Below are 22,768 nucleotides of genomic sequence, written 5' to 3'. Positions count from 1 at the left end.
ATGACGTACGTCAGAGCCGATAGTATGCGTAGCTATCAATGCAAAACGCCGGCCTCTGTAGAGAGACCGGCGTTTTGTTTTGCGGGAGCCAGGCTTACTGTCTCACTACTTTCAAAGTCTTTACTTCGCCCGTCGGCAATGAAACCTTCATGAGGTAGGAACCGCTTTTCAGGTCACTCAGGTTGGAAAGCGCTACGTCGTTATCACCGGCAGTGAGCGCAAATTGGCGCTGGCCAATGGTACGGCCCATCATATCGGTGATGAGAACCAAGCCTTGTCCTTCGACGGAGGATTGCAGGCTCAAGCGAACATCGCTGCTGAATGGGTTAGGATAAGCCAGTAGCCCAGCGGTGGAGACAGGGGCTTTTCCATCGAAGGAAACGGTACGGGGTGCAAAGTAGGCCGTCTTACCATCAACATCTATTTGTTGCAAACGGTAATAGCGCAAGCCTGCTTTGTTCTTTTCGACATCGGTGTAGCTGTAGCTTGTGGGGCGCGAGCTGTTGGGCAAATAGCTACCAACAAAACCCAACGTGCGGAACTCCTTCCCATCGGCTGACACCTGCACGTTGTAGCCTTTGCTGTTTATCTCCGAAGCGGTTTGCCAGGTTATCAGGGCATCTGCGCCGACGCGCTTAGCATCAAACGAGGTCAGGGTCACGGGGAGAGGCTTGTTTCTGTCACCTAAAGTAACCGTGTTGATGCTCCTAACGCCGGTTTGAGTCACAGTGTTATTTGTGACGTCAACAACTCCGCCGACTAAATTATATGGTATACCATTGTTTGTTGTCCGGAATATTAGCAAATCTGGCTCGTCAATGCCATTCAATTCGCTGGGCGAGTCTAAGTAGTGAAAAACAACGGTCGAAACATTAGGCGCATTATTGATATCGCCCGAAACCCCGTACTGACGCCGAACCGGCTTGGCACCCGCAACGCCACCACTTGGGTTTACTGGGTCGTTGACAGAAGCAGTGGTAGGACCATTTAGAGGGTCGTTGACTGTGCGGGTGATTTCAACGGGAGGCCCGGTAATGTCACGGTTGGGGGTGATATCAATACCAATGTTGCCAAATTTCTGCATCACGCCAGCCGATAGATTACGCTGAGCGAGTGTTACCCCTTCAATATAGGCTGTCCTGGTTTCCCCCAATAACACTCCTGAACCTTTCAGGTCTACGTTCGATGTCTTAGTTGTATTCAGAGTGAAAATAGGGTTTCCAGTACTTGCATCTCGGGTTTCGCTCACCGTACGAACGATGGCACTGGTTCCTGGAGCAAAGACAAAAGTATTGCTCGGGGTAATGCTGTTGACGACGCTTTTGATACCAGTTCCTTCTACACGGAAATCAACGACTGCCAACAAGCCCCTTACTACTTGGTTATCGCCCTTGAGTACAATCGTAGAGTTTGTCGTGGGGTCGGGCGTGCCATTCGTACCACTAGTAGCCGCCAGAATGCCGCCGCCAAAGGTATTCAAATCACCATACACGTTGAGAGTTGCTCCACTGGGGCCGGCCCCAGTAGTTTGGCCAATCCGGAGCAGCGCTCGTGTTGCATTAGTCGTACCATTTAGTGTTAAGCTTCTAACCTCGTACAGGTTAGGGTCTGAATCGAGGAGAGCCGGCGTAACGGTATTGGTGTTGCTGCTATTTTTTTCGGGGATAATGGCGTCAGAAAAACGCGTGGGAACTCCATTACTCCAGTTTGAGGCAACAGTCCAGTCATTATTCGAAGTACTAATCCACGTAGTCGAGCCACCAGGAGGAGTTATAGCGGGGGCTACTACACTGAATGTAGCAATGTAGTTGGTGCCACCGTCTCTGACAGACGAAGGACCACTAAAGGTGTCATTGTAATCAGTCGCAAAATAGATTTCAACAACATAGTCTCCTCCACCTAACACCGCAGGCTGCTTAAGCAGATTGATACCAGCCGCGGCGTTAGCAAAATCTGACTTATTACCTTGGTCGGCTAGGCTCAGCACAGAGAAGCTAGGCTGGTTCCCTACCGACGTACCAACAAGATAAACCCGGTAGAAAAGATTTGACGAGGTTATTGAGTTGGCAGCAAAACCCGAAACTTGAACGCTTGAAGCATCGAGGGTTAAGACAGCTCCATCAGCTGGATCAAATTTGATAGCTGCTCCGGCACCAACTGGCCCACCAAGCTTGGCGCCATTAAATGCCGTTTGGCCCACCATGTTCCGTTTACCATACAACACACTCGTTGTTGAAGAAGCTGAGGACGTCGTCTTCGCGGTAATAGTAACATTCGAAAAAAGGTATGTCTGCTGTGCTAACGCGGAATGTGAGGCGCCGAGGCTCACAAGAAGAGCAAATAAATAACTTAGGTAAGGACGCTGTCGGAAGAGCTTCTGGGTAAAGATTAGCTTTTTCATGGACGTAGGAATTGGATGTAAAAAAGGTTAAAACGCATTAAAGGCGTGTAGTAATGAGCCGCATATACGCAGAGTTAAAAAAAAGGTCTGTTGCTTAGCTAATAATTAAAAAACATGTTGATTCTGTTCAAAAACAGTGTTTTGCAGATTTTTGGCTATATCACGTTAGACCCTAATATCTGCTCGTTGAACTGCCTTAGTTGTCCGATTAATGCACAATGCTGTACGGAACGCTGGCTAATGCTTTTTTTTCAGCCGGAAGCTCCACACCGAGCAAATCGTGTACACTTACCCGTATTTTATTAGATAATTGGGTGATGGGAAGGTCGTTGCTATCGTAGCCAAACGGGTTCTCAATTTCGTTTCCAATCATTTCCAAACCCAGCATCGCATAAGCTCCAATCATGGTGATGGGCACCATCCACCAACCGCAGGAATCGACTAATACCAGGGGCATTATCATGATAAACACCGTGATATAGCACTTGATAAAAAAGCTATACGAGTAAGGAATTGGCGTTGATTTGATGCGCTCGCAGGTTCCATTCACCGCCATCATAGCCAGGTAGTGCTGCTTGATATTGATGAGGTGAATGGGGTCAAAAATCTGTACTTGGCGTAGTTGCTCAACACTTTCCATGAGCACAGCAATTATAGTAGAAGCCACGCTTTCAGCTTTTTGCAGGCGCTCGATGATATCGGGCGTGGCTTCCATCTTATCGAAGCGCACCCGGTTGCGCAGGCTGCCCTCAACAGCAATGGGGAAGTTGGAGATGAGAGCGGCGAAGTATCGGCGACTGGATTTGGCCTCGCGGGGCAGCAGGGCGTTCATCTCCATGGCTAGCCCCCGGCATTGCGATACCAAAATGCCCCACACCTTGCGGCCTTCATAGTACCGGTCATAAGCCGTATTGGTCCGGAATACAAGCAGCAAGCTGAGCAGAATACCTAAAATAGACAGATATTCTCTGCCAATTTTAATATTAAGCGTATGAAAATCAATGCTTACTACAGCAATAACACAGCCGTAGAGTCCTACTAAGGCCACTCTTTTTAGCAGCAAACGAATTACTGCTGAAGTGTGGAAATGCCACAAGGCTTTCCACCAGTCTCCACCTTGGTAAACTATCATTGAAACAAGTAAAAATTAAGATCCTGCAACGACAAAGCGCTAGCAGAGGTTAGGCTATCTAAAACCTAACTATGACCTCTTTAAATGATAGCAAGCCGCTAACCTTGTTGCTCCCCTATCACAGGCTGTGCTATGCTTCGGTAATGAATATCTACGCTGACTCAACTGAGATATTTACAGTAGGCCCGACTATTTAGCATTCAAACAATGCATACCTTCACAGAGCAATATTATTCGCTGAATAAGCAATTATTTAAACACTTATAAATCCTCTTGTGACTGGTTGTTTAGCAAATGGTAAAAGCTGCTAGTGCCAGAGCAGTAACCGAAATTTATACGACGTAACACTTCATAAGGCTGGCTGCTACTCCAGAGCAGCCAGCGCTTGAAGCTAGCGGAGAGCCCTTAAACTTGTCGTAATTCCGCAGTTGTTCCCACGAAAGAGCGGACACTTCGGCGACAACCGGTTTTCTTTGTGGTTCACTTACGCCTGGCATGGAAACCATCAAGCATTTCTTCGACTTATTTCTCCACCTCGACAAGACCCTGGTGGATGTAGTACATGACTACGGCACCTGGACTTATCTTGTGCTGTTCCTCATCGTCTTCACCGAGACGGGCATCATCATCTTCCCTTTTCTACCCGGCGACTCGCTACTGTTTGCAGCCGGCGCGCTGGCCGCCCGTCCCGAAACTGGCCTGAGCTTGTGGGTCCTGATTCCGCTATTGATTGCCGCTGCCTTCATTGGCGACAACGTGAATTATTTGGTCGGCGACTACTTGGGGCCGCGGGTGTTCCGTGAGGATTTCAAATTTCTGAAACGCAAGTATCTGGACCAGACCCAGGCTTTTTACGCCAAGCACGGCGGCAAGACCATCATCATGGCGCGCTTTGTGCCTATTGTTCGCACATTTGCCCCCTTTGTAGCCGGGGTAGGCACCATGACGTATCGCTACTTTGCTTCTTACAGCATCGTGGGAGCCATTTTTTGGGTAGCGTTGCTCACAACATGCGGCTTCTTGTTTGGCGCTATCGAGGTCGTGAAGAAGAATTTTGAATTGGTGGTATTGGGCATCATTCTGCTATCAGTCCTGCCGCCGATATGGTCCTTTGTGAAAAGCAAAATGAATTCGCAGTCGGCCGCAGAAGCCCGTTAAGCTGTCGCTTTTTCATCCTCCATCACTCACGCATTTGCCACTAAAACCGCCCCCGTCACTTACGGTCAGGGCGGTTTTTTTATGCTACTTTTAGCATTCCTCTCTCACCAATCTTTCACTAGCATGCGTCAGTTTGGGCTTATTGGCCGTACTCTCGTCCACTCATTTTCGCAGACGTATTTCAATCAGAAGTTCTACTCGCTGAATCTGATAGAGCATCAATACGACTTATTTGAGTTGGCGTCGGTGAGCGAGCTGCCGGACTTGCTGGCGGCAAATCCCGACTTGGTTGGTCTGAACGTGACCGTGCCCTATAAAGAGGCCGTAATGCCTTATCTTGATGACTTAGCAGCTTCAGCTCAACGCGTGGGAGCTGTGAACGTGATTGAGCGGACGGCCGATGGCCTGCTGCGAGGTCACAACACCGACTACGTAGGATTCAGGGATTCACTACGCCCTTTTTTCCCTACCCATAACACTGCTCGAGCCCTGGTGCTAGGCACCGGCGGCGCAGCCAAAGCGGTGGGCGTGGCTTTGCAGGAATTGGGCATCCCGCACTGGCCGGTAACGCGTAACCCACTGGGCGCGGGCTTGGCTTATGAAGACCTCACGCCGCAGCTAATTGCCGCGCACACACTTATTATCAATGCCACTCCGGTGGGTACATTTCCTCACATTGAGGAGTATCCCAGCCTGCCTTACGAAGCGCTAACAGACCATCATTACCTCTACGACCTAGTGTATAACCCCACTGAGACGAAGTTCATGGCCAAAGGGAAGGAGGCGGGTGCACAGGTGAAAAACGGGTTTGAGATGCTCTGCCTGCAAGCAGAAGAAGCATGGAAGATTTGGCACGCGCAGTAATCATGTGCACATGCTTTAAAACCAGAGCGCCCAAACAGTCAGTTGTTTGGGCGCTTATTATTTTGGACGCTTATCGTATCAACTGCGAAACATCTGCATTTGGCTGCTAGCATCCATGGGTTAGCCGCATCGCGGCGACACATTTGTAGTAGCTCCGTGACAGCCCGGGAATGAAAAGCTGGGGTTGAAAGCGGTAGGTGGTGGCTACTATTCCTGCCTACCCAATGTGTTTGCGGATTGATTGCAACCTTTTGGAGTCAACGTGTCTCCACTAGAAGTGGGCCGCCTCCGGGCCGGTATTTATCAGGTTGACTTCCTTTCTATGCTGCAGAAAATGACCTTCATTACATTCTCCCCTACCGGCACGGGTTACCGGCTGCTGACATGAGCGCTGCTAGCTGGTTTGCTTTCGGTGCCGATGACGTGCTGCCTAACCAAACGCCTACGGCCCCGCGCCTCACAGCCAGCCGCACGGTGACTACTGGCGCCCCCACCGAAGCGGAGCTTATTGATGGCTGCCTGCGCGGCCGCCAACTGGCTCATAAGCTGCTTTATGATAAGTACGCGGGCAAAATGATGGCCGTATGCTCGCGCTATGCCCAGACCACTTTCGAGGCAGAAGACGTATTGCAAGAAGGCTTCCTCACCGTGTTTCGCACCTTGGCCAGCTTCCGGCGCGAGTGCCCACTGGAATTTTGGATTCGCCGTATTATGATTAACGCGGCCCTCCGCCAGCATCGCCGCAACGCCTCGTTGGTAGCGGTGAGCGACGGAGAATATCCCGAAACGCTAGCCAGCGAGGAATTTACCCTCAGCAATTATAACTTTCAGGAACTGTTAAACATGGTGCAGGAATTGGCACCGCGCTACCGCATGGTATTCAACCTATACGCTATTGAAGGATACACGCACAAAGAAATCGGAGAATTATTAGGTATCACCGAAGGCACGAGTAAGTCGCAATACTCCCGTGCCCGGGTCATCTTACAAACTAAACTGGAACGCCTCGGCACTGCAACCCGCCATGTCAGTTAATCCTATCGACCAAAATTCTACGCCTAAAACCACCGGTAGCCTGGAGGAATTATTCCGCCACCACTTGGGCGAGGAGGCCGCCGTGCCCCCACGCCCCATGTTGTGGGACCAGATTGACAACTCGCTGCTCATCCGCCAGAACGAAACCTACCGGCGCCGGCTTGCAGCCACGCGCTGGGTGGCCGCGGCCAGCCTGTTGCTGGCTACACTCGCGGGTACGGGCTGGTGGGCCAAGCGCGATGCCAGCCTCGGTGGCAACAATGTAGCGGTGGTCAGTCGGCCAGCAGATGCGCGCACGAGCGACTCAGCCATGAGTGAAACCACCTTACCGGCCATAAATGAACGCCATGCAAGCGTGTCAGGCAGGCAATCGACCCAAGCGCTTGCTACGGCTACTTCCCCGGCTACTTCGGCCACTACTCCTGCAAATGACGGGTTAAATGGTAGTGCAGCCAACCGTAAGACTACTACTAATGCTTCTTACTCAGTAACTCGGCCAATGGTAGCGGCAAACTCTGCAACGCGAAACGCGAGGAATCGAGTATCAGTCATTAGTAGCGGCTTGACAGATGGTTTAGTTACGGCTCAGGGCACGCGGCGCGCTAATCGTTGGGTGGTGGGCGAAATGAGCAGTGTTAGTAGCGCAGCTTTGGCTGCTCGCACGGCCCAATCTTCAACAACTGGGAGTACTGACTTGGCTGGCCCAACAGGCAGTGCCGGACGGGTTTTCGGAGCTACTGAAACGGCAGATGCCCCTGCTTCGGTAACGGTGGCCAAGAATGCACTGACCAGTGCCGCAGATACGCCGGCTTTGGATACCACAGTTCCGGAATCATTAGGTACGTTGGCCGCACGGTCGGCGGCGCTGAACCTAACCGATGCAGCTGCTTTGCCTAACGGTTTGGCCACTTTGTCGCTGCCTGCCGATGCCGAGCCTTTACCAGGTGCCGTTGCTCACAAGTGGCGTTATGGTGCCAGCTACACGGCTGGTGTTTTCAACCCCAATATCAATTTTTCACGGACCGGCATCGCTTCCAAATATGGTTATAACCCCGCGCTCGGTGCTGGCTCGCCGGCCCTAACGGAAGCGGCGGCGGCTCAGTACCGCGAAAACTTGCGCCCTGGCTTGAGTCAGCGCATTGCCTTACTAGCTACGCGCCACCTGAAGGGACATTGGTCCGTGAGCACCGGGGCCCAATTCACGCAGGCCACAGCAAAGTCAGCCTCAGCGTCGGCGTTTGTGGGCGAGCAAATTCTCGACCTGGGCCAATCCAGCACCGGTCCCTTGCGCACTACCAACTTCCGCTACCGCATGGCTGGCATCCCGGTTGAGGTGAGCTACAGCAACCCAGTCAAACGCGGCTGGAGCTTCTACGGCCGCCTCGGCAGTGTGGTGAGTGCCTTACTCGGCGTGCGCAGTGAAGTAGAAGGCAGTCCCGAAGCAACTCGCACTTACTCGTTTATGTCGGCTGGGGCACCCTACCGTCGGCTACTGGCCAGTGTGCGCGGCGGCGCAGGCGCTCAGTATCGCCCCAGCACTGGCAGTTGGGCCTTCAAGCTGGGCCCGGTGGCTGAAATGGACCTTGTGCCGCTGAATGCCCACCCAGCGCAGAGCTATTTGGCCCAGAGCCGCGCTTACGGCTTTGGTTTAGAAATGGGGGTAGAGTTCGGCAAGTAGTCGGGTTTCTCTTCTTTTGGCTTAAAAACGTCTTGCTTCTACGGATTAGCAGGACGTTTTTTTGTTATCCTTTTCTCCCCCTTTCATTCAGCCCCCTTTTCCCTTTTGACGAAACCGAAAATCCTGGTTCATGGTTAAGGTAGGCTGACCTTTTCGGCCTATCTTTCCTGTTGCATGGAGTATCAACTGACCTCTGAATTTAAGCCGACCGGCGACCAGCCTACGGCCATTGCCAAGCTCGTGGAGGGCGTGAATAATGGGGAGCCCGCCCAGGTGCTACTCGGCGCCACTGGTACTGGCAAAACGTTTACTATGGCCAACGTCATTGCCGAAACCGGCAAGCCGGCCCTGGTGCTGTGTCACAACAAAACCCTCGCCGCACAGCTCTACGGCGAGTTTAAGGCATTCTTTCCAAATAATGCTGTCGAGTACTACATCAGCTACTACGATTATTATCAGCCAGAAGCTTACATTGCCAGCACCGATGTTTTTATCGAGAAGGACCTGGCCATCAACCAGGAAATAGAGAAGCTGCGGCTACATACCACTTCTACTCTGCTTAGCGGACGGCGCGATGTCATTGTCATTGCCTCAGTGTCGTGCATCTACGGCATTGGCAACCCCGAGGAGTTTGCTAAAAATGTTATTTTCCTGAAGCCGGGCATGCGCTACACGCGTAATAACCTGCTCTATCAGTTTGTGCAGATTCTGTACTCGCGCACGGAGGTGGAGTTTTCGCGCGGTACGTTTCGGGTGAAAGGCGACACAGTGGACGTCTTTCCGGCCTACGCGGACTACGCTTTTCGCATCTACTTCTTCGGCGATGAAATTGAGTCGGTGCAGAAAATTGACCCCGTGAGCGGCAAGAAGCTCAGTGATGAGACCAGCGGCGTGGCTCTGTATCCGGCCAACTTATTCGTAACGGGCAAGGAAACACTGAATACCGCCATCAAGGAAATCCAGGATGACATGGTGCAGCAACACGCCTACTTCGCGAAAGAAGGGCGCGATTCTGAGGCCAAGCGCATTATGGAGCGCACCGAGTTTGACCTCGAAATGATTCGGGAATTAGGTTACTGTTCGGGAATCGAGAACTATTCGCGCTACTTTGACCGGCGCACTCCTGGCGCACGGCCGTTCTGTTTGCTCGATTATTTCCCGGATGACTACCTATTGGTAGTGGACGAAAGCCACGCCACCATGCCCCAGATCCGGGCTATGTGGGGTGGCGACCGCAGCCGCAAAACGGCCCTTATTGAGTACGGTTTCCGTCTGCCCTCTGCCCTGGACAACCGGCCGCTGACCTTTAACGAATTCGAGAGCATGTTCCGGCAGGCCGTGTACGTGTCGGCTACGCCGGCCGATTACGAGTTGGAGCAAAGCGGCGGCATTATTGTGGAGCAAATAATTCGCCCCACTGGCCTGCTCGACCCGGAAATTGATATCCGGCCCAGCGTCAACCAGATTGACGACCTACTGGATGAAGTGGACGAGCGGGTAAAGCAGGGCGACCGGGTACTGGTGACAACTCTGACCAAGCGCATGGCCGAGGAGCTGAGCAAGTATATGGACCGCCTCGGCATCAAAGTAGAATACGTGCACTCCGACGTGAAAACGCTGGACCGGGTGGAAATCCTGCGCAAGCTGCGGCTGGGTGAAATTGACGTGCTCATTGGGGTAAACCTGCTGCGCGAAGGCCTCGACTTGCCAGAGGTGAGCCTCGTAGCCATTCTCGACGCCGATAAGGAAGGCTTCCTGCGCGACCAGCGCAGCCTGATTCAGACCATGGGCCGGGCAGCCCGAAACGACAAAGGCAAGGTCATCATGTACGCCGACCGCATCACCGGCTCCATGCAACGGGCCATTGATGAGACGAACCGGCGCCGCGCTACTCAGCTGGCTTACAACCAGGAGCATGGTATCACACCGCGCACGGTGCGCAAGAGCCACGCCGAAATTCTGGGCCAAACTGCTTTGTCGGACTACCGCGTCATCGAGCCGCAAGGCTACGCCGGGCCGGATAGTGATGGCGGCGCGCTGGCCCTGGCCGCCGAGCCCGTGGTGGCTATGATGACCCGGCCGGAACTGGAGAAGCTCATCAAGCAAACCGAAAAGCAAATGGAAGCCGCAGCCAAGGAGCTCGACTTCCTGCAAGCCGCCAAGCTGCGCGATGAACTAGCGGCGCTAAAAACCATGCTCAAGGGGAAGCGGGAGTAGGGCCTCATATGTGCGGCTCGGCAGTAGATTTGGCTGGGAAAAGTGTAAGCTGCTTTTCCCAGCTTTTTTACACCTTCTGCCCCTATGCGCATGGCTCGCAGTTTTTCCCGGCTCACCACTAATCTGATTTCGCCACAACGATTTTTGCTATTCTTCGGCTTGGTAGTTGGGCTAGATTTAGCTGCGCACGCGCAAACGTCTTCCCCCAAAGTCTATGAATTCATGACGATGAACACTTTAGAGTCGCAATCTAAATCGTTGTCACATATACTTTTGGCACCAGATTTTCAAGGCAAGTCTGACATTCAATTAGAGGCTTTTGGCGGATTTTCAACCAGCAAAAATCTAGAAAAATATAAAGGCAACTCTCTGTTGATTACGCAACAGCTCGAAGCGCTGACCGCCGCAGGGTGGGAATTGGTGCACGTATACCCCGTTTCCGATACGGGCGTATTCACAACGCGCTACCTGTTTCGCAAAGCCAAGTAACAAGTAAACTATATGGCTAGGCAACCACATGCGGGCCAGCCGTCTGTCGGGACATTGCCATTCATGTTGTTACTTGCAGCCATGAAAGACTATTCTCGTTTGTTTGCTATTACGGCCGCTGTCGCTCTTATATCCTGCTCGGCACAGGCCCAGGTGAAGCAGCCGCGCCAGCTCAGCAACTTTCGTGTGGTCAGTTCCAGCAGCGGCATTGATGTATTTTTGACCCAAGGTCCTACTACTTCGGTGGTTGTAGAAGCCCCATCAGAAACCCAGTCCCACCTGCTAACTGAAGTACGGGGCGAGACCCTAAGAATAGGCTGGGAACCGAATTATTCGTGGAGAAGTAAGCTCAGCGGCAAACGAAAAGCCAACGTGTACATCACCTGCGCGCAGCTCACGGGCGTGAGCCTGAGTGGTGGCTCCGATGCCAAAGGTGAATCGAATTTCACGGTCGATGACTTTAAGATTGAAGCCAGCGGCGGCTCCGGTGTGAAGTTGACGCTGACCGCCAAATCACTCACCAGCGTGGCTTCCGGTGGCAGCGACCTTGACCTATCTGGCCGAGTCGAGCGCCAGACTGTGCAAGTAAGCGGCGGCTCCGATTACAATGCTTTTGCCCTGCAAAGCACCAAGGCCACCGTGAGCGCCAGTGGCGGCTCCGACGTCAACGTATCCGTCGACGGAGAACTGTCTTCCAGCGCTTCGGGTGGTAGCGATGTGCGCTATAAGGGTGCTGCTAAGGTAACCAGTTCGCATAGCGGCGGCGGAAGCGTGCACCACGTGCAATAAAGCAGCCCAACAGAGTGGTAAAAGTGTGGGTATGGGACATGTGCCGAAGTAATACTCTTGGACTTAATCAACTACGCAAGTATATTCGTACTGTTTTACCACAGGGTTTCCTTTATAAATGTCAACCTTTTTTACTCGTTGGGCACTGGCAGCCTCATTCCTCTTGGCCAGCCTCAGTTTTAGCTTCCCAACCCACGCTCAAACCAAAGGCGGCTATCAGTTTCTGCAAATGACCACCATCGAGAGCATCGTACCGGGCGGCCTAGGACGCTCACGGGTGCTTTTTACGCCGGAATGGAAAGGCACAAAGGAGTCGAACATGGAAAATCTATTTTCGCTGGTCGGCATCAATATGGGCAACGTGCGCAGCAACGAGGAGCTGATTTTACGCTACCTGGGAGACATCACCAACGATGGCTGGGAGCTTTACCAAACCACACCCCTTACCCAAACTATTCAGGGCACGGGCGGGCAGTCGCAACAAGGCATCTTCATGACGCGTTACCTGTTCCGCAAAACCAAGTAAAGCTATTCTTTAGTAGCACGGTGGGCTACTTGAGGAGCTGATTACTTAATTCCAGTTACGGTTGCTTATACAGCACACCACTCTTCATTGCTAGCTTGCGCGGCTCGACAATTTGTGCGGCTGGTCATAATTAACCCTGCTGGTTCTTCTTCTTCACCATCGTCAGAATAGTAGCCACAGCCACAGTTTCACCGGTCTGGTCAGTAATTTCCACATACCAGCGCACGATGCCTTTGGCAATATCGTCCGTATCGCGCTTCTCCTGCCCGATTTTCTCTTTCACCGTGAGCGTGACCCCGATGGTGGTACCGGGGTAAACCGGCTTGGTGAAGCGGCATTCGTCGAGCCCGTAATTGAGTAGCACTGGTCCTTTCTTGGGGTCGACGAACATGCCGGCGGCCTTGCTGAGAATATAGTAGCCATGCGCCACCCGCCCGGTGAATAGTGTGCCCTCCAGTGAGGTAGCATCAACGTGGGCGTAGAAATTATCCCCCGATACGTTAGCAAAGTTGCTGATATCGGCTTCCGTCACGGTGTGCTTGTGCGTCACGTACGTCTCCCCAATTTCCAGTTCTTCGAAGTGCTTGCGGAAGGGGTGCACATCCTTCTCAATCTTCTTTGCATGGGGTTGATACACCTCGGTGATGGCCGTAATCATACTTGGTGAACCCTGCAAGGCTACCCGCTGCATGAAGTGTTCCACACCGCGCAGACCGCCCATCTCCTGGCCGCCCCCGGCCCGGCCGGGACCGCCGTGAATGAGCAGCGGCAGCGGTGAGCCGTGGCCGGTACTTTCCTTGGCCATTTCCTCGTTTATCACCAAGATGCGCCCGTGGTGCGTGGCGGCGCCCAGCACAAAATCCTGCGCCGTACGCGGGTCGTTCGTGGCAATGGAGCACACCAGCGAGCCTTTGCCCATGTTCACCAGCTTCACGGCTTCGTCATTGTCGCGGTAGGGCATTAGTGTCACCACCGGGCCAAAGGCTTCTACATCGTGCGTGTCGAGGTGGCGGAAAGGCTCGTTATTGAGCAGTACGATGGGGGAAATGAACGCGCCCTTGCTGGCATGCGCGCCGCGCTCCTGGCCCAGCACTTCCACATTTTCAAGGTCACCGTACACGATGGGCGTGTGTTGGGCTAGCTGCTGTACCCGTTTGCGCAGCTGCTGCATTTGGTCGCGTCCGGCCAGTGCGCCCATGCGCACGCCCTCAGCCAGCGGGTGGCCGATAGTTGTTTGCTTCAGCGCTTTGCCCAGAGCAATTTGTACGTCTTCCAGCAAATTTTTAGGCACGATGACGCGGCGGATGGCGGTACACTTCTGGCCGCACTTGGCCGTCATCTCCTTGCGCACTTCCTTGATAAATAAATCGAATTCTGGTGTGCCGGGCACGGCATCAAGCCCCAGTACGGCCGCATTGAGCGAATCGGCCTCCACCGTAAACGGCACGGCTTCGTTGATGATACGCGGGTGCGCCCGCAGCTTGCGCCCCGTGATAGCCGAGCCGGTGAATGTCACGACATCTTGGTAAGTCACGTGGTCGAGAATGCCTTGGCCCGAGCCCACAACCAACTGCAAGGCCCCGGCGGGCAGGATGCCAGAGGCAATAATCTCCCGCACCACGGCTTCGGTTAGGTAAGCTGAGGGAACGGCTGGTTTCACCACGGCAGGCATCCCAGCCAGTAGGTTCACCGCAATTTTTTCGAGCATGCCCCAAACGGGAAAATTGTAGGCGTTGATGTGTACCGCCACCCCTTCGCGGGGCACCATCAGGTGCTGCGCCATGAAGGTACCGCCCTTCGAAAGGCCAACCGGCTCGCCCTCCACGTAAAAAGGCTTGTCCGGAAACTTGCGCCGCAGCGAGGCATTAGCAAACAAATTACCAATGCCGCCTTCAATGTCAACCCACGAATCGGCACGGGTAGCCCCGGAGCGGTAGCTCAACTCGTAGAACTGCTCCTTCTTATCCATCAGGTGCAGAGCCAAGGCTTTGAGCATACGACCGCGCTCGTGGAAAGTCATTTTGCGCAAAGCTGGGTTACCCACGCGGCGGCCGTAATCAAGAATGGCTTCGAAATCAAAGCCTTCAGTATTAGCCAGAGCAATGACCTCGCCGGTGCTGGCATCGAGCAATTCCTGCGGAGAAGCGGCTCCGGGTGTCCAGCGGCCGAGAGTGTAGTTTTCGAGAGTAGGAGTCATGGCAGTGCTGGTGCTTCACCCCTTGGTCTCCTCTCCCGCGGAGAGGAGAAACCGCTATTTCTATTTAGTATAGCAAATAGCTTTGGAGGTGCGTCAGTGATTTAGTTGAAAGTGATAACAGCGTTTATTAAAACAAGAGTCCCTTGCGCGTATCAAGCGGCGAGACCGGAGATAGTAAGCTTATGTCCGCTCGATAACTACTGCATAGCCCTGCCCGACGCCAACGCACATCGTGACCAGCGCGTAGCGCTTGTTCTGCTGATGCAACTCCAAGGCGGCCGTATTCAGAATGCGGGCCCCGCTCATACCCAGCGGGTGGCCTAGCGCAATGGCCCCGCCGTTGGGGTTGATGCGTGGGTCATTGCCCGCCAGGCCCAGGCCGCGCACACAGGCAAGGGTTTGAACGGCAAAGGCTTCGTTGAACTCAATCAGATCTATTTGGTCGAGGGTCAGGCCTGCCTTTTTTAGGGCCTGCTGACTGGCTGGCACCGGGCCGATGCCCATGAAACGTGGCTCCACACCGGCCACGCCCATTGCCACGATGCGGGCGCGCGGTGTGAGACGGTGTCGCTTCAGACCATCTTCGGAAGCCAGCAACAAGGCCGCCGCCCCATCATTCAGCCCCGAGGAATTTCCGGCCGTCACCGAGCCATTTTTGCGGAAAGCCGGCCGCAATTTGGTCAGCCCTTCCAACGTCGTGTTCGCCTTGATAAACTCATCGTGCTCAAATAGCAGCGGCTCGCCCTTGCGTTGGGGAATCGGTACGGGCACAATTTCCTGGGCGAAGCGGCCGGAATCTCGTGCTACCGCGGCGCGCTGGTGCGAATCGTAGGCAAACTGGTCCTGGTCTTCGCGGCTGATATGGTCGCGCTCGGCCAGATTTTCAGCGGTTTCACCCATGGCATCGGTGCCATAGAGTTCCTCCATCCGGGGGTTGATGAAGCGCCAGCCGAAGCTGGAATCATACATTTGCGAATCGCGGCCGAAAGCCGAGCTGGCTTTGGAAATTACCAGTGGGCCACGGGTCATGTTTTCCACCCCACCCGCCACAAATAAGTCGCCGTCGCCGCTCTGGATGGCGCGGGCTGCCGCAATGCTGGCCGATAAGCCCGAAGCACAGAGGCGATTCACGGTTTCGCCGGGCACCGAGGCCGGGAGGCCTGCTAATAGCAATGCCATACGGGCCACGTTGCGGTTGTCCTCTCCGCTCTGGTTAGCGCAGCCTAGTATTACATCGGCAATGCCCGTTGGATCGGCCGTTGGGTTGCGCCTCAACAGCTCCTGAATGACCAGCGCGGCCATATCATCGGGTCGAATCGTCGCCAAAGTGCCGCCGAAGTTGCCAATCGGCGTGCGGATTCCATCAACTAAATAGGCTTGTTTCACAGCGTTTATTATTGATTAGGAAGGCTCAGAATTTCGTTGCTGGTGCGGTAAGCAGTTCCTTTAAACAGGGCCAGCAGGTTCCCGTGCTGGTTAGTAGCACGTATCTGGTAAACACTGATTTTATGTTTTAAACTCTCCTCCTGCGCTTCCATCGTAATCACATCGCCAAGTTCGCCGGCCTCCAGATAGTCGATGGTCACCGTCAGCCCCACGCTCTGGCGGCCGTGGCTGTTGCAGGCAAAAGCAAAAGCCGAATCCGCGGCGGAAAACGTGACACCGCCGTGCAGCACCCGAAAACCGTTGAGCATATCGGGGCGCACCGTGAAATGCAAACGGCAGTAGCCCGCGCCAATCTCATCGATTTCCAGGCCGAGCAGCTTACTAAAGGCATCATCCCTAAGCATGTGCTCTTTCACGGCCTCAGCGAGGCTATTGCTGGCTCGTGGCTGGCTCATGCTGGAGAAAATACTGGTTATTTCGCACCACGCGGCGCAGTAGCGGACTAGCGCGGTATCGGTCTTCACGGTACTCGTTATAAAGGTCGTCGAGAGTCGTCAGCACGTTAGCAGGCCCCCACTCGTCGGCCCAAGCCAACAGACCTTTGGGGTAATTCACGCCTTTTGTCATGGCCAGTTCCAGGTCCTCTTTCGAAGCCACGTTCAGGGCCAGCGCGTCCACTGCTTCGTTAATAAGCATGGCCACAACGCGGTGCAGCACGGCGCGGCCGAGGATTTCGTCACGGCTTGGTTCGGGCAGCACGGCGCCGGCCGCATAATCGTAGAAGCCACGGCCTGATTTACGACCATAGTACCCTGCCTCAAACAGCCGCTTTTGGGTAAAGGATGGTTTGAAGCGCGGGTCGTAGAAAAATGAGGCAAATACCGATTCAGTAACCCGGTAATTCACGTCGTGACCAATAAAGTCCATCAGCGCGAACGGCCCCATCCGGAAGCCTCCCAGCTCCGTCACGGCCCAGTCGATGGTCGCCATATCAGCAATGCCTTCTTCCAGAATGCGGATTGCCTCACCGTAGAACGGGCGCGCCACACGGTTCACAATGAACCCTGGCGTGTCCTTGGTCAGTACCGGTAGCTTGCCCCAGCCTTGCACCAAGTCCCGCACTTCTTCGGCCAGCCCCGCCCGCGTCTGCACCGCCGGAATGACCTCTACCAACTGCATAATGGGCGCTGGGTTGAAGAAGTGAATGCCGATAAACCGCCCCGGCCGCTGGCAAGCCGCCGCAATGGAAGCAATCGACAGCGACGACGTATTGCTTGCCAAAGTACAGTTAGCTGACACTATTAGCTCAACCTCCCGAAATAACTGCTGTTTTACCGCTAGGTCTTCTACAATGGCCTCCAGCACGAGTTCACAGTCGGCAAAATCGGCCACCGCCTGCGTGAAATGCAGATTAGCAAAAATAGCCTCGGCCGTGGCTGAAGTTAGCTTCCCCTTTTCCGCTAGCTTATGCAGGCTGGCTTGAATAGCGGTTCCCGCCCGTTGCAATGCCTCAGCGTCCTGGTCGAGCAGGCGAACAGTGTGGCCCGCCGTGGCTACTACCTGTGCGATGCCCGCCCCCATGGCGCCGCTCCCGATAATTCCGATAATCATTCGTAAAACTGAAGTTATAATATGGCAAGGGTGGAAGATGCTGAAATCGAGGACCTACCGCTCAGTTCGCACCAGCAGCACCACTCTTGGCCGTTATCAGCTATGGCATTTAAAATAGTCAAACGGCTCCAAGCAGTCGTCGCACTGATAATGTGCCTTGCAAGCTGTGGAGCCAAATTGACTAACCAGATGCGTATGCTCCGACTTGCAAACCGGGCAGCGCACGGCAGTGTCCTCGCCAAATAAATTGAGCAGATGTCCTGTTGCGGTGCCGTCTACTGGCGGCGCGATGCCGTAGGCTTCTAGCTTCTCCCGGCCCGCCCGCGACATCCAGTCCGTAGTCCAGGCTGGGCTGAGTTGATTATGAATGGTGAGGTTGGTAAGGCCTTCCGCCAGCAGTCGCAGCCGAATTTCGGTAGCAATAACGTTCATAGCCGGGCAGCCTGAATACGTGGGAGTGATGGTAACATCTACCGCATCGTCCGCCACACGCACGGCGCGGACGATACCTAAATCCAGAATGCTGAGCACTGGCACTTCCGGGTCCGATACCTCTTCCAGCAGCTGCCAGATGCGCTCCTCCGTTGGTGCCATAGTGGGCGCTACCATGTCAAACCCGGATACGACCGTTGCATGTATTGCAGTTCCGCCAGCAGGTAGCCCAAGTGCTCGGAATGCCGGCCCATCTTGCCCCCCTGCTGCGCGAAAACCGCTTCGGGCACCGGCACCGTAGCCTCTCCCAACACGTGCGCTACGTGTGCTTCCATCGCGGGTAGCAGCGCCGCATAATCAGGCACCAGCCCCAATCTCTGCAAGCAGGTTTCGGTGGTAGTAGGCGTAGTCAGCTCACCGGCGAACCGCCACAGCGCGGCAATTGCCTTGTCCAGACGCTGCCGACTTTCAGCAGTGCCATCCCCCAGACGAATCACCCATTCCGAGCTCCATTTAAGGTGATAAGCGGCTTCTTTCAGTGACTTCTCAGCAATAGCGGCTAGCTGCGCATCAGCGCTTTCCTTCAGCGCCTGCAGCAGGTGGTAGTGGAAATTATCAAATAGAAATTGCCGCACCACGGTGTGGGCAAAGTCGCCGTTGGGCTGCTCTACCAACAGCGGGTTACGATATTCCACGGCACTTCGTAGATAGGCCAAGTCGTCCTCGGTACGCCCCTGGCCTTCCAGCTCAGCGGCGTATTGGTAGTAGCTGCGGGCCTCGCCCAGCAGGTCGAGTGCAATATTGGCCAGTGCCAAATCCTGCTCCAGCACGGGACCATGCCCGCACCATTCCGACAAGCGGTGAGCTAGAATAAGACTGGTATCTGCCAGCTGCAACACAAAAGGGAATAACAGATTAGGCGCCGCCGGGACAATACCGGCTAAAGTCTCAGGCAAAGTAGCTGACATAAACAACCAGAATTACATGTGCTTGATTGAGTCGGGCACCTCATAGAAAGTGGGATGTCGATACACCTTATCGGCGGCCGGGTCGAAGAAAGCCTCCGCCTCATCCGGATTAGAGGCGTGAATATATTTCGACTCAACCACCCAGATGCTCACTCCCTCGAGGCGCCGGGTATACACGTCGCGGGCATTTTGCACCGCCATGGCTGCATCAGCGGCGTGCAAACTACCTACATGCTTATGGTCAAGTCCTTGCTTGCTACGAATAAATACCTCCCAAAGAGGCCATTCTGATTGATTCATGAGTTCCTGTTGTCATGCCGAGCGCCGCATCTCGCACGCTCTACCCTTAATTATCGTCGAACGAAGCACGCGGGATGCTTCACCACCACTCAGCATAATTTAAAAAGCTATGCTGTCACCGCTGCCCGCTCCTTGCGTTTGGCCGCGTGCGCCAGCGCCGCCTCACGGACCCAAGCGCCTTCCTCGTGCGCCTGCACCCGCGCCTGCAAACGCTCGTGGTTGCATAAGCCATTGCCTTTCACCACTGCCCAGAATTCATTCCAATCGACCTCCCCAAAATCATAGGCTTGGCGAGCTTCGTTCCATTTTACCTTTTCATCGGGCACCGTCAGGCCCAAAAACTCCGCCTGGGGCACCATCATGTCCACGAATTTCTGGCGCAACTCATCATTAGTAAAGCGCTTGATGCGCCACTTCATCGACTGCTCCGTGTTCGGCGAGTCCGCATCCTTCGGTCCGAACATCATCAGCGTGGGCCACCACCAGCGGTTGAGGGCTTCCTGCGCCATCTCCTTTTGAGCCGGCGCGCCTTCGCAAAGCGTCTGCATAATTTCAAACCCCTGGCGCTGGTGGAAGCTCTCTTCCTTACACACCCGTACCATGGCCCGCGCATAAGGCCCGTAAGAAGTCCGGCACAGCGGCACTTGGTTCAGAATGGCCGCCCCATCTACCAGCCAGCCCACGCAGCCCATATCAGCCCAGCTCAGAGTGGGGTAGTTGAAAATACTGGAGTACTTGGCCTTACCCGAGTGCAGGTCAGCGAGCATCTGGTCGCGCGAAGTTCCCAAAGTTTCGGCCGCGCTGTAAAGGTAAAGGCCGTGTCCAGCCTCGTCCTGCACTTTGGCCAGTAGAATGGCCTTGCGCTTGAGCGAAGGAGCCCGGGTTATCCAGTTGCCCTCCGGCAACATGCCCACCAACTCCGAATGCGCGTGCTGCGAAATCTGGCGGATGAGCGTCTTGCGGTAAGCGTCGGGCATCCAATCCTTCGGTTCGATGCGAATGTCCGCGTCGATATGGGCCTGAAACTGTTCTTCTGGAGTGAGGACTTGTTCGAGCGTTTCCATGACGGGGTGGGAATTATTAAAGTGAATAGGTATAGAAGAGGTGAGCGGCCATAAAAGTGCCTCATTATTGGTCAAAATCCACGGTCACCGCCGCCGTGGTCGGCCGGGCCTGACAGGTGAGAATGTAACCGGCGGCTACTTCGCGGTCATCGAGCGAAAAGTTTACATCCATCATCGCCGTGCCGTCGGTAACACGGGCGCGACAGGTGCTACACATACCGTTTTTGCACGAATAAGGCGCATCAACACCAGCCGCCAACGTGGCATCAAGCACGGTATCTCCATAATACGACATATCCAGCAAATAAGCCCGACCGTCGAGGCGCACCGTCACCTGACTTTTCTGGTCGTCACTGCCCATTGGCTGGCGCACGACGGCCGTTGCTGCCTGCCCGCTAGTCGAGGCAAATAGTTCGAAGTGAATTTTCTCCGGTGTTACTCCAGCTTCAGTCAGCGCCTGCTTTACGCCCATTATCATTTCCTCCGGCCCGCAAATAAAACACTCATTAAGTTGAGCAGCGGGCAACACTTTTTGCAAAAGCTGCGTCGTCTTATCATAGTCGAGTCGGCCAAAAAATAAGTCGCTGTCGCCCTGCTCACGACTCAGCACATGAAATACACTCAACCGATTCAAAAACTTATTCTTCAGGCCCTCAATTGCTTCCTTAAAAATAATCGAGTTGCGTCCCCGGTTACCATACACCAAATACACCTGGCTACCCGGCTCAGTTAGCAGAATAGTCTTGATGATGGACAAGATAGGTGTAATCCCACTGCCCGCTGCAAACAACGCGTAGCTCTTCGCATGCGCCGAATGTAAGTTAGCAGTGAAACGCCCTTGTGGCGGCATCACATCCAGCGTGTCACCGATGCTCAACCCCTCCACGGCCATAGTCGAGAAACGGCCTTCGGGCACTTTCTTGATGGCAACCCGCCACTCATCATCCAACGGACTGCTACATATAGAATAGGAACGCCGCAGTTCCTCCCCTCTGTATTCACGACGCAACGTTAGGTACTGGCCCGGTGTGTAGCGAAAAGCCTCACGCAACTCAGCCGGCACCTCGAACGCGAGCGATACGCAGTCGGGCGTCTCACGGCGGATGTTCTTAATCTTTAATTTATGAAACCGGCTCATTTTTCTATCTGCTACTCTATTCGTCCTGTTGAGTTTACTAAGGAAGGATGTTCTTTTTCGTCTAATTGTTTTTACTTTAAATCACGTACATCTTCTACGTAGCTCATGCGTAGCAATTGGCCAGAGCCCAATAGAGTGCCCAACATACTTAGGCCTGATGTCATCCCTTACTCGCTTAGCGAGAGTATCCCTCAAGTATACTAAGTAATTATGCGGTTGCACTAGCTCGTCAATCAACGCTTTATGCAGGACTAACTCACGCAACAACGAATCTGTTACTGCCACTTCATCGAGGCTACCACGGCACGCTCCTACTTCAGCAAAAAGCATCAGGTCATAAGTTATATACACCACCGCCATAGCCTTACCCTTGATAGAATCATAATCGTCTATACAACATAATTTATTTTCAATGCCTCTGAAGTGACTAAGAAGCTGTTTGAGTTAGCAAAAACGGTCATGCTGAGCTTGTCGAAGCATGACCGTTTCAACAGGATTTTCAATTAATTCAAACAGCTTCTAAGAGAATAACTATCCCGCGATTCCGCCTTTTCAATAGGGCTTAGCTCATGTATATTTTTCAGCCCCCAAGAGGTGGCCGAGTTAACAACCCCCTCTGCAGGCTCCCAGAGAAAAGCATTCGCGCATTCACACAAACCATCTCCTCCCGTAGAACACTCTGCAGCGCCCACCACCGCAGTAGCGACGTTAGTTCAATAGCAGAATTGGAAAGCATAGATAGGAAGGAAACAGACAGCAGCAAAGTTTATACAACCATAAAACTAACGAATGTTTGTTTTTGAATAGCAATTGAGATAACATTCCGCCCCTTCTGGCAGAATATTCTACACTATACCAGATACTTACATTGAATAATTCAGTACATATTCCTGTGGTAGTTGTACACTCCTCGATCAAAACCTCACTACCAGCATCACTAACGAGCTACTTCAACCCATGAACATATAAACATTTAAGCGAACAAAGGCCACTAATGAGCCTGCTTCCGCAAGCATCGCCAAAAGCAATGTCGCTCCTTCCTCGCAATGCTCATTCAGCTTTATAGACTATCCTAACAGCACCTTCTCACTCTACTTCTAAGTTGCACTCCTTTTGTACCTAAATTGAGCCAAGTGTGCTGAATGAAAAGCAATTTTTTTTCTTCGTGTTTCTTGCTTTTCAAAAACCTTTCCGTACTTTTGCACTCCCAATCTGAAACACTGCCTCAATCGGAAGCAAAAAATTGAGAAAGGGAGCGAACAAAAAAAGCAGCTACTTGCTGTTAGATTCGTCGCCTGATGTGAATGAGGCGGCAAAACCAACAGAGGCAAGCAAAATTATTTTTCTTCTTTTGCTTGTATCACGAAAAGTTTTTCATACCTT

At 53.5% G+C, this 22,768-nt stretch carries 19 protein-coding genes; 8 read left to right on the top strand and 11 right to left on the bottom strand.

Features of this window, described 5'->3' with window-relative positions; genetic code table 11:
- Positions 1–94 precede the first annotated feature (94 nt).
- Together WX88_RS29575 and WX88_RS18940 are read right to left on the bottom strand one after the other, a co-directional pair.
- The gene (locus WX88_RS29575) at positions 95–2,401 is read right to left on the bottom strand and encodes a T9SS type A sorting domain-containing protein (RefSeq protein WP_082116150.1); all 2,307 of its coding nucleotides are present in this window, start codon (positions 2,399–2,401) and stop codon (positions 95–97) included.
- Between the two features lie 208 nt (positions 2,402–2,609).
- Positions 2,610–3,533: a bestrophin family protein gene (locus WX88_RS18940; RefSeq protein WP_046245982.1), complete on the bottom strand. Its 924-nt coding sequence runs from the start codon at positions 3,531–3,533 to the stop codon at positions 2,610–2,612.
- Positions 3,534–4,028: 495 nt separating this feature from the next.
- Between WX88_RS18940 and WX88_RS18935 the strand changes: the two genes are divergently transcribed.
- The 8 genes from WX88_RS18935 to WX88_RS18895 all read left to right on the top strand — a co-directional run bounded on the left by WX88_RS18935 (position 4,029) and on the right by WX88_RS18895 (position 12,289).
- The gene (locus WX88_RS18935) at positions 4,029–4,691 is read left to right on the top strand and encodes a DedA family protein (protein WP_046245981.1); all 663 of its coding nucleotides are present in this window, start codon (positions 4,029–4,031) and stop codon (positions 4,689–4,691) included.
- A gap of 123 nt (positions 4,692–4,814) precedes the next feature.
- Entirely contained in the window at positions 4,815–5,555 is a 741-nt protein-coding gene (locus WX88_RS18930) for a shikimate dehydrogenase family protein (protein ID WP_046245980.1), read from the top strand.
- Between the two features lie 384 nt (positions 5,556–5,939).
- Positions 5,940–6,590, top strand: coding sequence for an RNA polymerase sigma factor (locus WX88_RS18925; protein WP_082116149.1), 651 nt, complete (start codon positions 5,940–5,942; stop codon positions 6,588–6,590).
- Entirely contained in the window at positions 6,580–8,268 is a 1,689-nt protein-coding gene (locus WX88_RS30270; RefSeq protein ID WP_156176271.1) for a hypothetical protein, read from the top strand. The genes WX88_RS18925 and WX88_RS30270 overlap by 11 nt, the downstream gene beginning before the upstream one ends.
- A 174-nt stretch (positions 8,269–8,442) precedes the next feature.
- Positions 8,443–10,485 (top strand): excinuclease ABC subunit UvrB, encoded by a 2,043-nt coding sequence (uvrB, locus tag WX88_RS18910; RefSeq protein WP_046245977.1) that lies wholly within the window; start codon positions 8,443–8,445, stop codon positions 10,483–10,485.
- Positions 10,486–10,575: 90 nt separating this feature from the next.
- The gene (locus WX88_RS30265; protein WP_156176270.1) at positions 10,576–10,974 is read left to right on the top strand and encodes a hypothetical protein; all 399 of its coding nucleotides are present in this window, start codon (positions 10,576–10,578) and stop codon (positions 10,972–10,974) included.
- An 81-nt stretch (positions 10,975–11,055) separates the two neighbouring features.
- Positions 11,056–11,763: a head GIN domain-containing protein gene (locus WX88_RS18900; protein WP_046245975.1), complete on the top strand. Its 708-nt coding sequence runs from the start codon at positions 11,056–11,058 to the stop codon at positions 11,761–11,763.
- A 163-nt stretch (positions 11,764–11,926) separates the two neighbouring features.
- Positions 11,927–12,289, top strand: a complete 363-nt coding sequence (locus WX88_RS18895) for a hypothetical protein (RefSeq protein WP_197076850.1) — start codon at positions 11,927–11,929, stop codon at positions 12,287–12,289.
- 130 nt (positions 12,290–12,419) lie between these two features.
- Here WX88_RS18895 and paaZ read toward each other — a convergent pair whose 3' ends face one another.
- The 9 genes from paaZ to paaE all read right to left on the bottom strand — a co-directional run bounded on the left by paaZ (position 12,420) and on the right by paaE (position 21,385).
- On the bottom strand, positions 12,420–14,486 hold the full coding sequence (gene paaZ / locus WX88_RS18890) for a phenylacetic acid degradation bifunctional protein PaaZ (protein WP_046245973.1): 2,067 nt from the start codon (positions 14,484–14,486) through the stop codon (positions 12,420–12,422).
- A 180-nt stretch (positions 14,487–14,666) separates the two neighbouring features.
- Positions 14,667–15,872 carry a 3-oxoadipyl-CoA thiolase gene (gene pcaF / locus WX88_RS18885; RefSeq protein WP_046245972.1) on the bottom strand — a complete coding sequence of 402 codons (1,206 nt, stop codon included), beginning with the start codon at positions 15,870–15,872 and terminating at the stop codon, positions 14,667–14,669.
- 8 nt (positions 15,873–15,880) lie between these two features.
- Positions 15,881–16,327 carry a hydroxyphenylacetyl-CoA thioesterase PaaI gene (gene paaI / locus WX88_RS18880; protein WP_046245971.1) on the bottom strand — a complete coding sequence of 149 codons (447 nt, stop codon included), beginning with the start codon at positions 16,325–16,327 and terminating at the stop codon, positions 15,881–15,883.
- Complete coding sequence (locus tag WX88_RS18875) at positions 16,302–17,483, bottom strand: 3-hydroxyacyl-CoA dehydrogenase NAD-binding domain-containing protein (RefSeq protein WP_046245970.1); 1,182 nt, start codon at positions 17,481–17,483, stop codon at positions 16,302–16,304. The genes paaI and WX88_RS18875 overlap by 26 nt, the downstream gene beginning before the upstream one ends.
- Positions 17,484–17,579: 96 nt before the next feature.
- Positions 17,580–18,092: a 1,2-phenylacetyl-CoA epoxidase subunit PaaD gene (paaD, locus tag WX88_RS18870; protein WP_046245969.1), complete on the bottom strand. Its 513-nt coding sequence runs from the start codon at positions 18,090–18,092 to the stop codon at positions 17,580–17,582.
- Positions 18,086–18,871 (bottom strand): 1,2-phenylacetyl-CoA epoxidase subunit PaaC, encoded by a 786-nt coding sequence (gene paaC, locus WX88_RS18865; protein ID WP_197076849.1) that lies wholly within the window; start codon positions 18,869–18,871, stop codon positions 18,086–18,088. The genes paaD and paaC overlap by 7 nt, the downstream gene beginning before the upstream one ends.
- Positions 18,872–18,895: 24 nt before the next feature.
- On the bottom strand, positions 18,896–19,183 hold the full coding sequence (gene paaB / locus WX88_RS18860; protein WP_046245968.1) for a 1,2-phenylacetyl-CoA epoxidase subunit PaaB: 288 nt from the start codon (positions 19,181–19,183) through the stop codon (positions 18,896–18,898).
- A gap of 107 nt (positions 19,184–19,290) precedes the next feature.
- Positions 19,291–20,247: a 1,2-phenylacetyl-CoA epoxidase subunit PaaA gene (gene paaA / locus WX88_RS18855; RefSeq protein ID WP_046245967.1), complete on the bottom strand. Its 957-nt coding sequence runs from the start codon at positions 20,245–20,247 to the stop codon at positions 19,291–19,293.
- A 64-nt stretch (positions 20,248–20,311) separates the two neighbouring features.
- Positions 20,312–21,385, bottom strand: coding sequence for a 1,2-phenylacetyl-CoA epoxidase subunit PaaE (gene paaE, locus WX88_RS18850; RefSeq protein ID WP_046245966.1), 1,074 nt, complete (start codon positions 21,383–21,385; stop codon positions 20,312–20,314).
- Positions 21,386–22,768: the final 1,383 nt, after the last annotated feature.

Source organism: Hymenobacter terrenus, from assembly GCF_000972495.1.
Lineage (GTDB): Bacteria > Bacteroidota > Bacteroidia > Cytophagales > Hymenobacteraceae > Hymenobacter > Hymenobacter terrenus.
The sequence above is the reverse complement of the archived record's forward strand: the minus strand, read 5'-3'. Positions and strand labels throughout refer to the sequence as shown.

What these genes read in the sequence shown, in the direction of transcription:
- WX88_RS29575 (WP_082116150.1), bottom strand. Translation starts at nt 2,401, where the DNA reads ATGAAAAAGCTAATCTTTACCCAGAAGCTCTTCCGACAGCGTCCTTAC.
- WX88_RS18940 (WP_046245982.1), bottom strand. Translation starts at nt 3,533, where the DNA reads ATGATAGTTTACCAAGGTGGAGACTGGTGGAAAGCCTTGTGGCATTTC.
- WX88_RS18935 (WP_046245981.1), top strand. Translation starts at nt 4,029, where the DNA reads ATGGAAACCATCAAGCATTTCTTCGACTTATTTCTCCACCTCGACAAG.
- WX88_RS18930 (WP_046245980.1), top strand. Translation starts at nt 4,815, where the DNA reads ATGCGTCAGTTTGGGCTTATTGGCCGTACTCTCGTCCACTCATTTTCG.
- WX88_RS18925 (WP_082116149.1), top strand. Translation starts at nt 5,940, where the DNA reads ATGAGCGCTGCTAGCTGGTTTGCTTTCGGTGCCGATGACGTGCTGCCT.
- WX88_RS30270 (WP_156176271.1), top strand. Translation starts at nt 6,580, where the DNA reads ATGTCAGTTAATCCTATCGACCAAAATTCTACGCCTAAAACCACCGGT.
- uvrB (WP_046245977.1), top strand. Translation starts at nt 8,443, where the DNA reads ATGGAGTATCAACTGACCTCTGAATTTAAGCCGACCGGCGACCAGCCT.
- WX88_RS30265 (WP_156176270.1), top strand. Translation starts at nt 10,576, where the DNA reads ATGGCTCGCAGTTTTTCCCGGCTCACCACTAATCTGATTTCGCCACAA.
- WX88_RS18900 (WP_046245975.1), top strand. Translation starts at nt 11,056, where the DNA reads ATGAAAGACTATTCTCGTTTGTTTGCTATTACGGCCGCTGTCGCTCTT.
- paaZ (WP_046245973.1), bottom strand. Translation starts at nt 14,486, where the DNA reads ATGACTCCTACTCTCGAAAACTACACTCTCGGCCGCTGGACACCCGGA.
- paaI (WP_046245971.1), bottom strand. Translation starts at nt 16,327, where the DNA reads ATGAGCCAGCCACGAGCCAGCAATAGCCTCGCTGAGGCCGTGAAAGAG.
- WX88_RS18875 (WP_046245970.1), bottom strand. Translation starts at nt 17,483, where the DNA reads ATGATTATCGGAATTATCGGGAGCGGCGCCATGGGGGCGGGCATCGCA.
- paaD (WP_046245969.1), bottom strand. Translation starts at nt 18,092, where the DNA reads ATGGTAGCGCCCACTATGGCACCAACGGAGGAGCGCATCTGGCAGCTG.
- paaB (WP_046245968.1), bottom strand. Translation starts at nt 19,183, where the DNA reads ATGAATCAATCAGAATGGCCTCTTTGGGAGGTATTTATTCGTAGCAAG.
- paaA (WP_046245967.1), bottom strand. Translation starts at nt 20,247, where the DNA reads ATGGAAACGCTCGAACAAGTCCTCACTCCAGAAGAACAGTTTCAGGCC.
- paaE (WP_046245966.1), bottom strand. Translation starts at nt 21,385, where the DNA reads ATGAGCCGGTTTCATAAATTAAAGATTAAGAACATCCGCCGTGAGACG.